Origin of the sequence: Methylobacterium sp. WL8, from assembly GCF_008040045.1 — a bacterium.
GTDB classification, from domain to species: Bacteria; Pseudomonadota; Alphaproteobacteria; order Rhizobiales; family Beijerinckiaceae; genus Methylobacterium; species Methylobacterium cerastii.
Map to the genome: position 1 here is coordinate 24552 of NZ_VRVF01000051.1, position 12014 is coordinate 36565.

The 12014-nt window shown below is 71.3% G+C and carries 17 protein-coding genes; 6 read left to right on the top strand and 11 right to left on the bottom strand.

Features of this window, described 5'->3' with window-relative positions; genetic code table 11:
- Positions 1 to 124 precede the first annotated feature (124 nt).
- Positions 125 to 523 carry an ABC transporter ATP-binding protein gene (locus FV234_RS17565; protein ID WP_147830638.1) on the top strand — a complete coding sequence of 133 codons (399 nt, stop codon included), beginning with the start codon at positions 125 to 127 and terminating at the stop codon, positions 521 to 523.
- 14 nt (positions 524 to 537) lie between these two features.
- Here FV234_RS17565 and FV234_RS17570 read toward each other — a convergent pair whose 3' ends face one another.
- The 7 genes from FV234_RS17570 to FV234_RS17595 form a co-directional block, all read right to left on the bottom strand.
- The gene (locus FV234_RS17570) at positions 538 to 894 is read right to left on the bottom strand and encodes a hypothetical protein (RefSeq protein WP_246686227.1); all 357 of its coding nucleotides are present in this window, start codon (positions 892 to 894) and stop codon (positions 538 to 540) included.
- Between the two features lie 53 nt (positions 895 to 947).
- Positions 948 to 1667: a hypothetical protein gene (locus tag FV234_RS26260; RefSeq protein ID WP_187273714.1), complete on the bottom strand. Its 720-nt coding sequence runs from the start codon at positions 1665 to 1667 to the stop codon at positions 948 to 950.
- Positions 1668 to 1695: 28 nt separating this feature from the next.
- Entirely contained in the window at positions 1696 to 2349 is a 654-nt protein-coding gene (locus FV234_RS17575; protein WP_147830640.1) for a hypothetical protein, read from the bottom strand.
- A gap of 10 nt (positions 2350 to 2359) precedes the next feature.
- On the bottom strand, positions 2360 to 2638 hold the full coding sequence (locus tag FV234_RS17580) for a hypothetical protein (protein ID WP_147830642.1): 279 nt from the start codon (positions 2636 to 2638) through the stop codon (positions 2360 to 2362).
- Positions 2639 to 2690: 52 nt separating this feature from the next.
- Complete coding sequence (locus FV234_RS26265; RefSeq protein WP_187273715.1) at positions 2691 to 3296, bottom strand: hypothetical protein; 606 nt, start codon at positions 3294 to 3296, stop codon at positions 2691 to 2693.
- 2 nt (positions 3297 to 3298) lie between these two features.
- Positions 3299 to 3805, bottom strand: a complete 507-nt coding sequence (locus tag FV234_RS17590; RefSeq protein WP_147830644.1) for a hypothetical protein — start codon at positions 3803 to 3805, stop codon at positions 3299 to 3301.
- A 108-nt stretch (positions 3806 to 3913) separates the two neighbouring features.
- Positions 3914 to 4663: a hypothetical protein gene (locus tag FV234_RS17595; RefSeq protein ID WP_246686228.1), complete on the bottom strand. Its 750-nt coding sequence runs from the start codon at positions 4661 to 4663 to the stop codon at positions 3914 to 3916.
- Positions 4664 to 4717: 54 nt separating this feature from the next.
- On the opposite strand from FV234_RS17595, the gene FV234_RS17600 reads away from it, so the two are divergent.
- Genes FV234_RS17600 through FV234_RS17610 form a run of 3 tightly spaced genes read left to right on the top strand, consistent with a single transcriptional unit; the run spans position 4718 to position 6294 of the window.
- Positions 4718 to 5044 carry a hypothetical protein gene (locus FV234_RS17600; RefSeq protein ID WP_147830646.1) on the top strand — a complete coding sequence of 109 codons (327 nt, stop codon included), beginning with the start codon at positions 4718 to 4720 and terminating at the stop codon, positions 5042 to 5044.
- Positions 5031 to 5549: a hypothetical protein gene (locus FV234_RS17605; protein WP_147830648.1), complete on the top strand. Its 519-nt coding sequence runs from the start codon at positions 5031 to 5033 to the stop codon at positions 5547 to 5549. The genes FV234_RS17600 and FV234_RS17605 overlap by 14 nt, the downstream gene beginning before the upstream one ends.
- Before the next feature lie 52 nt (positions 5550 to 5601).
- Positions 5602 to 6294, top strand: coding sequence for a hypothetical protein (locus FV234_RS17610; protein WP_147830650.1), 693 nt, complete (start codon positions 5602 to 5604; stop codon positions 6292 to 6294).
- Positions 6295 to 6297: 3 nt separating this feature from the next.
- On the opposite strand, the gene FV234_RS17615 is transcribed toward FV234_RS17610, so the two are convergent.
- From FV234_RS17615 to FV234_RS17625, 3 genes are read right to left on the bottom strand one after another with little or no spacing between them, the layout of a single operon-like run.
- Positions 6298 to 6648, bottom strand: a complete 351-nt coding sequence (locus FV234_RS17615; RefSeq protein WP_147830653.1) for a hypothetical protein — start codon at positions 6646 to 6648, stop codon at positions 6298 to 6300.
- Positions 6649 to 6702: 54 nt separating this feature from the next.
- Entirely contained in the window at positions 6703 to 7206 is a 504-nt protein-coding gene (locus FV234_RS17620; RefSeq protein WP_056186785.1) for a hypothetical protein, read from the bottom strand.
- A 10-nt stretch (positions 7207 to 7216) separates the two neighbouring features.
- A complete protein-coding gene (locus FV234_RS17625) occupies positions 7217 to 9367 on the bottom strand; it encodes a M48 family metallopeptidase (protein ID WP_147830655.1) in 2151 nt (716 codons plus the stop codon).
- Positions 9368 to 9566: 199 nt separating this feature from the next.
- On the opposite strand from FV234_RS17625, the gene FV234_RS26730 reads away from it, so the two are divergent.
- Positions 9567 to 9707: a helix-turn-helix domain-containing protein gene (locus tag FV234_RS26730; RefSeq protein WP_274533561.1), complete on the top strand. Its 141-nt coding sequence runs from the start codon at positions 9567 to 9569 to the stop codon at positions 9705 to 9707.
- A gap of 279 nt (positions 9708 to 9986) precedes the next feature.
- On the opposite strand, the gene FV234_RS17635 is transcribed toward FV234_RS26730, so the two are convergent.
- On the bottom strand, positions 9987 to 11051 hold the full coding sequence (locus tag FV234_RS17635; protein ID WP_348643073.1) for an aldo/keto reductase: 1065 nt from the start codon (positions 11049 to 11051) through the stop codon (positions 9987 to 9989).
- A gap of 128 nt (positions 11052 to 11179) precedes the next feature.
- On the opposite strand from FV234_RS17635, the gene FV234_RS17640 reads away from it, so the two are divergent.
- A complete protein-coding gene (locus tag FV234_RS17640) occupies positions 11180 to 11728 on the top strand; it encodes a TetR/AcrR family transcriptional regulator (RefSeq protein ID WP_147830662.1) in 549 nt (182 codons plus the stop codon).
- Positions 11729 to 12014 lie beyond the last annotated feature (286 nt).

Sequence of the window (12014 nt, forward strand, 5' to 3'; positions counted from 1 at the left end):
GCGAACGAGCATGGGCGTCCGGCCCCGGGATGTCACCCGCCCCGGTGCAGGTTGCGGAGCGGCCACCCGTCAGCCACACCTCCCGGATCGTATCAGGCGGAAGAACCGCATGTGAGGAACCTGGATGTCCCTGAAGCTCGACCACTCCTCCGTGGAGGAACTCGACTTGGCCCTGCGCCTGTATCGGCGCCTGCTGGTCCGCCTGCTTCTAATCCTCGTCCTGGGCTTTGCCGGGGTGATCGGCTTGGCCAAACTCAGCACGATCCTGTCGCCGCCCTACGGCGTCTACTTCCTCGGGCAGGGCCTGGTGACCTGGGGGCTGCTCGGCCTCCTCGCCCTGCTCTTCGCGGAATTCTGGTGGGAGGGCCGCCAGATCGGCAAGGCCCTCAACCATCCCGGCCTGCTGGATGCCCCCATCGCGGGGCTGCTGGGCGGCCTCGCCGTGATCGGTGAGCGCGCCGCCGCCATCGGGATGGAACCCGGCTTCTTCCACGGCCCCCTGCGGCCGATCCGCCGGCGCTGACCGGTCCGTGGCGCTCAGCGCGCCGGCCCCTCGCGGGCGACCAGACTGTCGCGGTGGACCGCGAGGCTCGCTCCCGCGCTCGCGAGGGTGACGGCGCAGCCGAGGGCAGGCAGCGTCCCGTCCTCCGCCCGCCACAGGGCCGCCGCGAGACCCGCGCCTGCGCCGAAGCAGGCCAGGGCCAGGGCGGGGCGCCAGTTCCGCACCGCGCGCGGCTCGAACCGCACCAAGCCGTTCGCCCACCAGACCAGGGGGAGCATCGACAGCCAGTAGAGCGGCTGGGCACGGGCGGCGCCGTGCGGTCCGGGCACGAGGCAGGCGGTGACCGAGACGGTGGCGGCGAGGGCCGCCACGAGGGCGAGCCCGGCCGCCACGTTCGAGGGACGGTCCTTGCGCAGGCGCTGCCAGTAGGCCGGGTCGCGGCGGATCAGGGAATTCCCTCCCGGGCCGGCACCGGCCGTTTCCAGGCCGCGAGGCGCGCCAGGACGTAGGCCGGCACGCGGTCGGCCACGGCCAGATTCTCCGGGCGCAGGGAGAAATCGTAGGTGAGGCCGTCGCGGTGGACGAGGTAGGTGCAGGTGGAGACCTCGCGCCCGTCCGAGGTATCCGAGGCAAGGCAGCTGGGCGGGGCCTGGTCGGCCGGCCGCGCCGCGTGCCGGGACGGGAGGCGGTAGAAGCGCCGGTGGTCGACGCCCTCGGCATGGACGAGGCGCTCGCCGCCGGACGGGTCGGGCCGCCACGGCGCGCCCTCGGCCAGCCGCGCATCGAAATTGCCCCATTGCCGGGCGTGGAGGGGTGCGAAGCGGCGCCCGTCCGGGTCGCCGACGACGTGGACCACGAGGTCGGCGGCGAACGGGCCGGCATGGCCCTGGCTGAGGGGGCTGTAGCCGGCGAGGCCCGCTGCGACCTCGGCGGCGGGCAGCATCAGCCAGAGCGAGTCCGCCGGCTCCCGACCGAGCCCCGGGAGCGCGTCGAGCCAGGGCAGGCGGAAATTTCGGGAAAACTCGTAGGTATGGGGCACCGCGTAGTCGGTCCCGGCGAGGCGGTACCGCGTGGTGCCGAACCGGCCCTCCGCCGCGAAGGCCGCGAGCACGAGGGGCAGGCCGAGGAGCGCGACGAGGAGCGCGACGCGACGCAAGGGACGCATGGGGGACGTTCCTATTCCGTGCGTCCGCCTATTCCGTGGGTCCGCCGCGGAGCCCGGCCGCTTCCGCCGCGAGGTTGGCGCGGGCGGCCGCCTCCAAGCGGTCGTGGAAGAGGTCGGTCTGGTAGAGGCGCGGCCGGGCGAAGAAACGGTCGAGGACCTGGGCGCGCCCGAGCCGCCACGCCGCCTCGGGAACGGCGGCGTATTCCCGGCGGATCGCCGCCGCGTAGGCCGCGTAGACGGCGCGCGGCGCACCGAGTACGGCGAGATCGAGGTCGAGGAGGAGCCGTGTCGCCGGGTCCGCGCTCAGGCCGTGCGCCGCCGTCGCGTGGATCATCGCGATCGCGGCCCGGACGCGCGCATCCCCGGCGGCCGCCCCCGCCTCGGCACGCAGCAGGTCGGCGCTGCGGGCCTCGTTGTCGGCGCGGGCGGTGTCGTAGACGGCGTCGTGGAAGGCGATGGCGAGATCGATGGCGTCGCCGTCGACGCCGGCGAAATCGGGATGCGCCCGCACGGAATCGTGCCCCGCGAGCAGCGCCGCGACGTGGGGCCAGCCGTGATAGTGCCGGTCCGCCGCGCCGTAGCCCCCGTCGAGGGCCCGCCACGCCGCCGCGCCGGGCGTGCCGACGGTCCGCGCCCACAGGGCGTCGAACCGCGCGTGGAGGGACGCGTCCCTGGCGTCCATCGCACCGGCCTCAGTTCACGCGGTGGCAGGTCGAGGTGGTCTCGGCAGCCCCGCGCATCCCGCCCGCCGGCCGCACCTCGCAGACCACGTACTTGCCGCCCCGCTCGAGGGTGAAGCTCGGACCGGAAGCGGAGACGATGCGGTGGCCGCCGTTGAGGAGCGCGCTCATGGGCTCCTCGATGGGGATCCAGGTCGTGGCGGGGCGCGTCGGCCCGGCGGGCGCCTGGGCGAGGGCGGGCCCGGCCGCGAAGACCATCAGGGCGAGGATGAGGAGCTGCGATCGACGCATCGGGTATCCTGTATGGGGGCCGGCCTCCGGCCCCTTCGGGCGATGAGGGGGATTAAGGCATCACCACGGCGAGGTCGGCCGCCGGCAGCCAGCCGATGACCGGGGCTTTCTTCCCCCGGTAGCGCACCCGAACCCAATCGTCCCGCCGCTCCAGCACCGCCACGGGATCGAGCCGGACGAGGTAGGGCGCCCGGGCCGGAGCCGGGCCGGGTTCCGGCCGGAAGGCCGTGCGCTCGGCCGTCACGAGGCCGACGCCGATCCATCCGTCCGCCGCCGCCGCACGCCGCGAGAGCCCGTAGGGGGTCCCCACCATGGTGCCCGTGGTCATCGAACAACCGCCGTGATCCTCCGCGACGGTCAGGGCGGCGCCGTCCGGGGTGAAGGCGAGGTCCCCCGGGATGCGCTCCGGCTCGTCGGGAAACCACGTCTCGACCTTGGCCCGGTCGCCCGCGAAGGTCCCGCGCAGGAGGAAGACGCAGGCGAATTGCGGGCCGCCGGCGTCGGCCGCCCCCCGCTGCTCGGCGAAGACCCCCGCCACCGCGTCGCCGGAGACTGCCAGGGTCAGGCTGTCGTAAGTGCCGGACCGGGCGGCCGGCTCGGCCGCCGCCGCGCCGCAGGCGGCGAACAGGGCGGCGAGGCCCAGGGCGGTGCCACGCACCGTCAGAGGCCCTTCTCCAGCACTTTCACCACGGCCTCGACCCGATCCTTCGAGTCGGCGACGTTGGTGAACGGCCGCCAGTTCACGTCGAGGACCCCGCCGTCGAACGTGAGGCGCTTGGCGTAGTTCGAGGCGGGCGCGGTGTTCTCGTCGAAGCGGACGCGGATGGTCTTGAGCTTCGCGGCCAGGGCGTCGCGGCCCATCTTGTCCTTGGCCACCTCCTTCAGCCCGGCGGCGAGGGGCTCGAAGATCGTCTTCTCGAAATAGTCCGGGTCGGAATAGTACTTGGCGTCGCCTGAGAGCGTGAGGTCGTCCCACGCCACCTCCACCGGCACAGCGAAGCCCGCCGCCTCCTGGATCGCCTTCTCCTGCGCGCGGTAGCGGTCCTGGCGGTAGGCCGCGATCGCCCGGCGCTCGGCGAGGCCGATGGTCGGCTCGGCCATGGCCGAGGGGGCGGACAGGACCGACAGGGCGAGCGCAGCGGCGAGGGCGTGACGGCGAGAGATCATACGGCGGTTCCTCGGTAGGACGGCCCCGGATGCGGGCTTGGCGTGACGGTTCAATGACGGAGCGGGCACGCTGTCAAAGTGACACCCGCCCTCACGGGAAGATCGCTTTCACGGTGTCGGGGCGCAGCGCACCGGGCCGCCGGCCTCGACGGTGGGTGGGGCGGTCCCCGTTAGTTGTACGGGAAACGAGACGATGCTGGGCGTGTCCTTCGGGGCCTTTCCGGCCCGATAGCTCCCGGCGCAGGCCTTCACGGGCGCCGGCAGCGCCGCGACGGCGGGTGGAAGCGGCCCGTAGCGGGCGATCCGCGCCCAGCACGCGGCGCCGTGCTTCGGGATCGAGCAGGCCCCCTGCACACCGCGCTGGAACCCGAGCCGCAGGGTCCCGTCCGCAACCGCGAAGGTGTCGATGCCGGCCTCGGCGGTCGTGTCACGGATCAGGGTGCGGCCCGTGCCCGCGTCGAGCACCGCGAACGGGACGGTGCCGTTGGTGCTCGCCTGCTCGAAGACGAGGAACCCGCCCGTACGGCCGAGGAAGCGCTGGCCGGCGGTCGCCAGGATGCGCGCACCCGGCCCCGGCGCGGTGGCGCAGGCGGGGGCGGCGCCGTTCGCGAGGGGCACGAGGGTCGCGTCCTCGGGGTCCGGCGTGTCGGCGTCGCTCTCGCGCACCATGAGATCGCGGTAGGTGGTGCAGGTGATCTGCTTGCCCTCCCCCGACATCTTGCCCTCTCCAGACGTCGCGGTCTCGGTCTTCGCGGGCGACTCGAACCGCGCCGCCTCCCATCCCGCCGCCACTGACGGGGCGGGGAGGCACGCTGCGAGGAGCGCGAAGCGGGCGGCGGGGAGAAGGCTGCGTCTCATGCGGGTTCCCTGTATACGGCGCGGGAGCCCCGAGGAAAGGCAGGATGGAGAGCCATGCGGACCGTTCTCTCCAAGGTAGCCAAGCGTTCTGCCGGGCCGCTCGCAACGCTTCTCGCCGCGCCGCTCCTCGGGCCGCTCGCCGTCCGGGCCGAGCCCGCTCTGCCGGGCGACGTGACGGCATACGTGACGCGGCTGCGGGACTGCAACCACTGGGGCGGGGAGGATGCCACGGACGCGGCGCGCGGCCGGGCCATCGCGGCGGCCGTGAAGCGCCTTCGCTGCGACGACGCCGAGGCGGACGAGCGGACCCTGCGACGGCGCTACCGGGGCGACCCCGCCGTCCCGAAGGCCCTCGACCGGGCGCGCGATGCGGACAGCTGAGCGGGGGCCCGACGCCGGCGATCCGGTCCGCCGACGCGTCTTGCGGCTGCTGCACGTTACGCTCCTCGGATTGCTGCTGGCGCTCGGCCTCGCCCCGGTCTTTTTGCTGTTTCCCCTCCTGCCCGCCAAACCCGGAACCGATCCGACCTTGCGGCCCGTCGAACTCTGGCTCGGCACGGCCCTCGTCGGCGGCCTCGTCGGCACCGTGGAGGGCGCGGCGCGGCCCCTCTACCTGGCGGCCGGCCTCGTCCTCGCCGTCGGCCTGCTCTCGATCCCGGTCCTGCGCGTCTTCCTCTGGACCGACCTTCCGGTCCCGCACGGGCTCGCGCGCTGGCTCGGCCTCGATGGGGAAGCCGCCCTCGACGCCCACCTGTACGAGATCTGGCTCGCGGCGTGGTTTTCGGCCTGGGTTTTGGCTTGGGTTTTGGCTTGGCTCGGCCTCGTGCTCCTGGGCCGGCACCTCCCGGCGCGACGCGCCCGCATCGACCGTGCGGCCGTTCGATGACGACGCCGTTCGAGGATTCTGGTCGGGAATTCTCGGCGATGATCGTCCCGCCATGATTGCCCCTCGGTCCGACGGGACGCGAAGGGCGGCCCTCATCGTCGGCGGCTGCGGTGTCGTCGTGTTCGGCTGGGCCCTCGTCGCCTACGCGCCGGCCCCGGGGATCGCCGCGGCCGTCGTCGCGGTGCCGACGTTCGCCCGCGCGGCGAAGCGCCGGGTCGCGGCCTTCCTGGCCCTGGCGGTCTTCTCTGCTGCCGTAATCTGGGCGGCGTTCGGAACGACGACGGGCTACTTCGTTCTGAACCGATCGCGGCTCGACGCCGTGGTGGCGGAGATCGCGGCCATGCCCACCCTGGTGTCCTTCGAACGCGGGCGGGACGATCCTCCGGCGGAGGCGGAGCGAACGGCGTGGTGGGAGAGCACCCGCCTCGTCAACGGCCAGCGCGTCACCCCGTACCGCCCGCAAGGCGCGCGCGACACGGACAGCCTGCGGGAGATCGACGTCCTGCGGGAACTCGGGGTTCCCTACGACCGCTACCGCGCCCTCTGCGACGCCCTCGAACGCCTCGGGCTCGCGGGGTTCACCCGCGGTCCCGGCGGCGAGATCGGCCTGGACGAACCGATAACGGGGGGCACGCCCTGGGGCACGTCGTTCGTGTACCGGCCGGACGACGTGTTTCCGGCCGCCTCCGGGGCCGAGAGCGACCGCCGCCTCGCGCCGAACTGGTTTTTCGTGTCGCGGGCCTGAGATTTACCGAACAACGCCGCCGGGTTCTTGGAGGGAAGGGCGGGCGCGCGAGGCCTCCGCCGTGGTGATGGTGCCGGTCCCGAGCAGGGCCGCGAACACGAGCATCGGCACGGCCCAGACCTGCATCGGCAGCCCCCAAAAGGCGTGGTCGCGCCCGGCCGGCCCGAAGGTCGTGCCGTGGTTCCAGCGCCATCCGAGACCGAGGACGGCGAGCGCCGCGAGACTCATGGTGAGGCAGACCGCCCTGTCAACTTCCGGCCCGTCGACCTGCCGCAGGACGATCAGGGGCAGGAACATCGCCAGCGCCACGAAGAGGACGACCCAGTAGCCGCGCCCGGTCCAGAAGACGATCATGTGCTGGTCCTTATCCCTCGTGTTTCGGAGCGATCCGCCCGGGCCACGACCGCGTTAGCCCATCGCGCCGGCGCGCCGGTTGCGCACCATCGCGGCGAGGGCCGCGACGATGATGACCGCCAGCGCCCCGGCGATGACTAGAAGCGTGACGGTGCGGTTCCACAGGCGGTCGAGGGCGAGATCGGTGGTGACGAGGTCGGGCCGGGCCGGATCAGCCAGCACCCGGACGCTGTAATCGCCCACGTGCATGCCCGTGAACACGGTATTGATCCGGCGCACCACCGTGCCCGTCGGCGTGGGCAGGGTGAGGGTCATGTCGCAGAGATGGAGCACGATCTTGGCGCTGCACTTGCCGTCGCTCACCCGCGCGGCGGCGACGGGGCGCGCCGTGTCCCGGATTTGCCAATCCGAGATCACGGGCGGGGCCGTGTAGACGGCGCAGGCGACGAGGAGGGCCGCTAGCGCCACGAGGCCGAATAGGGTCCAGAAGATGTTGCCCCAGCCCTGGCGGGGCGGCGGCAGGCGCAGGGGCTCGGGGCGGTCGGCGGCGGTGTTCATGCTCGGAACCTCACGGGATCACGGGAGTCTGGGAGGATTCGGAGGCCGCCGCGGTCTCGGCCAGGACACGGCGCGCCTGCGCCGCCTGCCGGTAGCGGCCGATGAGGCCGGCGAAGTCCTGTACAGACATCCGGTACGGCAGGCCCGCCGTGATGGTGACGATACGCCGGCCCGCATCGAGCTTCACCTTGCGGCCGCCCGGCACCCGTTGCGGGAACGGCGCCTCCGGCGGCAGCAGCAGGCGGGTGACGACGCCGTTCTGCCGGGTCGTCATGTCGAGGTCGGCGATGCTGTCCCAGGGGATCGGCTGGTCGAGGCCGGGCACCGCCACGGAATCGGGGCTCAGGATCATCGTCGTGCGCTCGCCCCGCCACAGCCGGAAACCGCCAATGCCGCCGAGGACCGCCCCGCAGGCCAGCGCCACCCCCATAACGGCCCCCGCCTGGCTGGCGGACAGGCCGGGCAGGCCGGCGGCGAGCCACAGGAGGGCGACCCCGATGAAGAAGCCGCTGGCGACCAGGAGGGCGATGGCCCCCGGGCGGGTGCTTTCGCGCAGCACCCGTGCCTCGGTGCCGATCTCCGCCACCGTCGCCTCCAGGTGCGCGCGGAACGCCGCGTCGCGGGTCCGCACCGCGTCGAGGAAGTCGTGCGTCGCCGCGCGGCAGAGGCCGGTGGGGTCGGCGAAGTAGGCGGCGAGCTGGCCGAGCGCGTGCGGGGGTGGCACCGCGGCCGCGGCGGCCAGGAGTTCGGTATCGAGGGTCCGTACCAAAGCCGCCAAGCGCTCGCGGGTCGGCGGATGGGTGTCGGTGGGGTGGGCCTGCTCCGCCTCGAGATGCGTCGCCGGATCGTCAAGGCCGCGCGCGATGGCGTGGTCGAGGCTCGCCGCCACGAGGTCGGCCGGGGCGGACCCGGGCGCTTCGGCGGCGGCGTCCAAGGTCTCGGCGATGCGGGGGGCCACGGCCCCGGTGCGCAGGAGCGCCCGCGCGGCGGCGTCGACGGAGACCGGGCTGGCGCCCGCCGCGTCGGCAGCGAACTCGCGGGTCCGGCTCCAGTGGCGCACGGCGAGGTGGAAGTTCTCCATGACGAAGACGCCGAGGCGCAGGGACGGACCGAGCAGCCCGAAGGACCCGGCATGTCCCTCCGCCACCGCGTCGAGGGAGCGCCCGACGCCGGCGTAGATGGGCAGGAATCGCTGACTGTAGACGGTGTCGCCCCCGGAGTAGTGGGCGAGTTCGTGGCCGATGATCGCCGCCACCTCGTCGCCCCGCAGGAGGGCGAGGTAGGGCAGCGGCAGGTAGAGGATCCGGCCCGTCAGCGGCGCGCCGCCGGGCTCGACCACGGCAGGACCGGCGCTGACGAAGAAGCCGCCCGTGAGGCCGACCACCACGGCCTCGGGCTTCAACGCCCCGAGCCGGTCACCCAGCCCCTCGATCAGCCGCCACAGGCCCGGCGCCTCGGCGGGCGAGACGACCCGGCCGAAGATCGACAGGGGGCCGGGCTCGAAGGCGGAGAGCGCACGGCGCAGGCCGAGCACTGTGGCGCCCGCCGCGACCAGGACCGCCCCGATGGCGACGACGGCCACGAACAGCATCTTGATCTCGCTGCCGCCCAGCCCGGGCCGCGCCAGCAACCCGGCCTCGAAGACCACGGCGGCGACGAAGCCCGCCGTGGTAAAGAGCACCTGGAGGGCGAGCACCGGCGGCAGCAGGCGGCGCATCCACGAGAAACCGGCCACCAGCGCGTCGCGCGAGGCCCGCCCCAGCCGCCCGAGAGCGGCGCCGGCGAGGAGCACGAGGATCGACAGGAGTGCGGCGCCCCCCCCGGCCGCGACGACCACGGGCGGGAGCAGGCGGCGCCAGTCCATGACCGTCGTCAGGGTCGCGACCTCGTCCCGGGCCGCTCGGGCCTGAACCAGGGCGAGTGGACCGCCATAACCCTTGCCGTTGCGGCGGAACTGCATCCGGAAATCGGGGCGCCCGTCCGGCGGCGCCCGCGCCTCCAGATCCGCGACGATCCGGGTCAGGTGCTCCCGCTCGGCGACGAGGTCCGCCCAATCGGCGCCGGCCCGCTCCTGCTCCCACAGGCCGAGGAGCAGGATGCCCAGGGGCAGGAGGACGGTGGCGGCGATCAGGTGCGTGACGGAACGCAAGCGCAAGGGCATGCGCGAATTAGCTACGTCAGGGATACCCGCCTCCTCAGATGCGTTCGGAGCCAGAACGGGTCACTCAGAATTTGTTCGCCGGACGCTCGTCCACTGGAATCGGGATGAGGCTGTCGTGCTTGCGGCACGAAATCCTATCGACCTTGCGGCTCTCACCCTTGATCAGGTCCATGGCGCCAGTCTTTCGATTGACCAGGAAATAGCTACTGACATCGGCAGCGTCCGCGAGGTGGTGAGTCGCATTCTGGCGCAATGGGCAGAGGCTGGTCTGGTCGAGCTACGTCGTGGCGCGGTCGAGATCATTGACAGAGGCAGCTTGGCCTCTGCCGGTAGACGGTGACTGCTGCACTCCAATGGTTCGGTGTCCGCTTCGGGGCAGAAGGTCAAGGTCCGTTACCCATCCCGAGCCGAAATTGCCGGACGGCCGACGAATGGCCGCTTTTGGGAAGCGCTGATGGCGATCCTAATGACTGTGTTGGGTCGCGACCCGTCGGTCGGCTCTACAGCCGGGTCGGGTGGGTTTCCGCCCGTCCGCTTTGGGATACGAAATTGCCAATGCGGACGGCATGAAGCTCAATCGAGACGAGTTTGAGTTCGAGCAAGTGTCGTTCTGACGAAGTCAGGCTACGGCAGCGCCTGGGACGTCGATCAAATCAAGCTTGCTGCCTGTGATGAGATCCTTGATCCGCGGATCGTCGAGCACCGTGTAGGGATAGACCGGGGCAAGAGCGCTCACCGCGTCGAGACGAGCGACCAGCGACGGTGATAGGGCGACACTCGCGGCGGCGAGATTGCTTTCCAGCTGCTCGAACGTGCGCGGCCCGATGATCGGGAGCGAGCCCTTGGCAGCGACCCATGCGATGGCGACCTCGCCCGGCGTCGCGCCGACCTCGTCGGCAACCGCGATCAGGGTATCGATGATGGCTGTACGCTGCGGGGTGTTCTCGGGTTGGAAGCCGGCACCGGCCCAAGCCTCGTCGCGCCTGTCTCCGGCTTTGCCAAGCCGATACTTGCCGGTGAGCACGCCTCCGCCCAGTGGCGAGAACGCCACGACGCCAAGACCGAGAGCCCCGGCGGCGGGGATGAGATCCTGTTCGGTCGCGCGCTGGACGAGGCTATGCTCGACCTGGATGGCTGCAATCGGAACGGCGCCGCGCAGCTCGGCGATGGTCGCGGCACGGGCGACGCGCCATGCGGGGAAGTTGGACAAGCCCACGTAGAGGATCTTGCCGGCGCGGACGAGGTCGTCAAAGCCGCGTACGATCTCCTCGATCGGCGTCACTCCGTCCGAGACGTGCACCCAGTAGATGTCGATCCGATCGGTCTTCAAGCGCTTCAGGCTCGCCTCGACGGACAAGACCATGGCCTGACGGCTGTTGCCCGTCGCAAGCACTCCGGAGGCTGCGTTCGTCTTTACCGCGAACTTCGTGCCCAAGACGAACTCTTCGCGCCGCCCCGTGAGCAGGTCGCCCAGGAACTCCTCGGACTGCCCGTCCTGATAGCCGTTGGCCGTATCCAGGAAATTGCCGCCCCTGTCGGCGTAGGCATCGAAAATGCGGCGCGCCTCGGTCTGCTCGGTGCCGTGTCCGCCCCATGCCTTGCCGAAGTTCGCCGTCCCCAGCACGAGCTGCGAGACCCGCAGGCCGGAGTGCTCGCCGAATATCTTGTACCGCAAGAGAACCATCCTTCACGATGCAGGACCGCATTTACTATGCGGTCGGTCGCCCCGTTCCCCTCAAGGCGGACACGAGGTATGAAACGGATCAGTGATCCTCATAAGCGGATCAGTGAACCGTTTGTCAAGAAGGCCTCATGCGCGCCGATGCCAGGGTGAACCGCGATCAGATCCTCGCGGCCGCACATCAAGTTGTCACCGAAGAGGGTGCGGACGCCTCCCTGCGCGACATCGCCCGGAGAGCAGAAGTCGGGCTGGCCACGCTGTTCCGCCATTTCCCCGCGCGCGAGGACCTGATGGAGGCATTGCTCCGGGCGAGCCTTGAGACCCTAACGGCCAAGGCTGCCGAACTCGAAGCTTCGGCCTCGCCTCACGAAGCGCTCGCCGTCTGGCTGCGCGATGCGATCGCATTTCTCCGCATCTACAACGGGGTCGTCGCGATGATGGCGACCGCATTGGCCGACTCGACTTCAGCCCTTCACGCGTCCTGCGATCGCCTTCGTTCGGCAGGCGCCCGGCTGCTCCGCGGTGCGCAGGCCCAGGGAACGGCGAGGTCCGACCTCGACGGAGACGACCTCTTCGCTTTGCTCGGAGCGCTCGGATGGATCGGTGATCAATCTGCATTCGCCTCGCGCGCTGGGAGACTTTCCGAGATAATATTCGAAGCAGTTATAGCGAAGCGCTAGTCGAAATTTTTCATGTGCTTGCATTCACTGAAGACAGCAATGGGGCGATTACGCTTTGCTGAATGCCGCTACGTCTGCTTTCGAGGTGGTCTGCCCCGCGCGAAAGTGACCAACTTGGGTCGGGACCCGTCCGTCCACTCTACGGCTGGATCGGGTGGGTGAACGAACCCGCTCGCGCGGGATGGGTGGCAGCTTCGAGGTTTTCGGATTGAGACGAGCGCCCTGCGCTGATTGAGCGTCGCCCGGCCTGGGCGGACGATCGTGGCTCCCTTCATCCGAGTGGAGC

Excerpts from the sequence above, each read along its gene's own strand:
- FV234_RS17610 (WP_147830650.1), top strand. The coding sequence starts at position 5,602 with ATGATTGCCCCTCGGTCCGACGGGACGCGAAGGGCGGCCCTCATCGTC.
- FV234_RS17615 (WP_147830653.1), bottom strand. The coding sequence starts at position 6,648 with ATGATCGTCTTCTGGACCGGGCGCGGCTACTGGGTCGTCCTCTTCGTG.
- FV234_RS17580 (WP_147830642.1), bottom strand. The coding sequence starts at position 2,638 with ATGCGTCGATCGCAGCTCCTCATCCTCGCCCTGATGGTCTTCGCGGCC.
- FV234_RS17625 (WP_147830655.1), bottom strand. The coding sequence starts at position 9,367 with ATGCCCTTGCGCTTGCGTTCCGTCACGCACCTGATCGCCGCCACCGTC.
- FV234_RS17605 (WP_147830648.1), top strand. The coding sequence starts at position 5,031 with ATGCGGACAGCTGAGCGGGGGCCCGACGCCGGCGATCCGGTCCGCCGA.
- FV234_RS17600 (WP_147830646.1), top strand. The coding sequence starts at position 4,718 with ATGCGGACCGTTCTCTCCAAGGTAGCCAAGCGTTCTGCCGGGCCGCTC.
- FV234_RS17565 (WP_147830638.1), top strand. The coding sequence starts at position 125 with ATGTCCCTGAAGCTCGACCACTCCTCCGTGGAGGAACTCGACTTGGCC.
- FV234_RS17635 (WP_348643073.1), bottom strand. The coding sequence starts at position 11,051 with ATGGTTCTCTTGCGGTACAAGATATTCGGCGAGCACTCCGGCCTGCGG.
- FV234_RS17595 (WP_246686228.1), bottom strand. The coding sequence starts at position 4,663 with ATGAGACGCAGCCTTCTCCCCGCCGCCCGCTTCGCGCTCCTCGCAGCG.
- FV234_RS26260 (WP_187273714.1), bottom strand. The coding sequence starts at position 1,667 with ATGCGTCCCTTGCGTCGCGTCGCGCTCCTCGTCGCGCTCCTCGGCCTG.
- FV234_RS17575 (WP_147830640.1), bottom strand. The coding sequence starts at position 2,349 with ATGGACGCCAGGGACGCGTCCCTCCACGCGCGGTTCGACGCCCTGTGG.
- FV234_RS17640 (WP_147830662.1), top strand. The coding sequence starts at position 11,180 with ATGCGCGCCGATGCCAGGGTGAACCGCGATCAGATCCTCGCGGCCGCA.
- FV234_RS17620 (WP_056186785.1), bottom strand. The coding sequence starts at position 7,206 with ATGAACACCGCCGCCGACCGCCCCGAGCCCCTGCGCCTGCCGCCGCCC.
- FV234_RS17590 (WP_147830644.1), bottom strand. The coding sequence starts at position 3,805 with ATGATCTCTCGCCGTCACGCCCTCGCCGCTGCGCTCGCCCTGTCGGTC.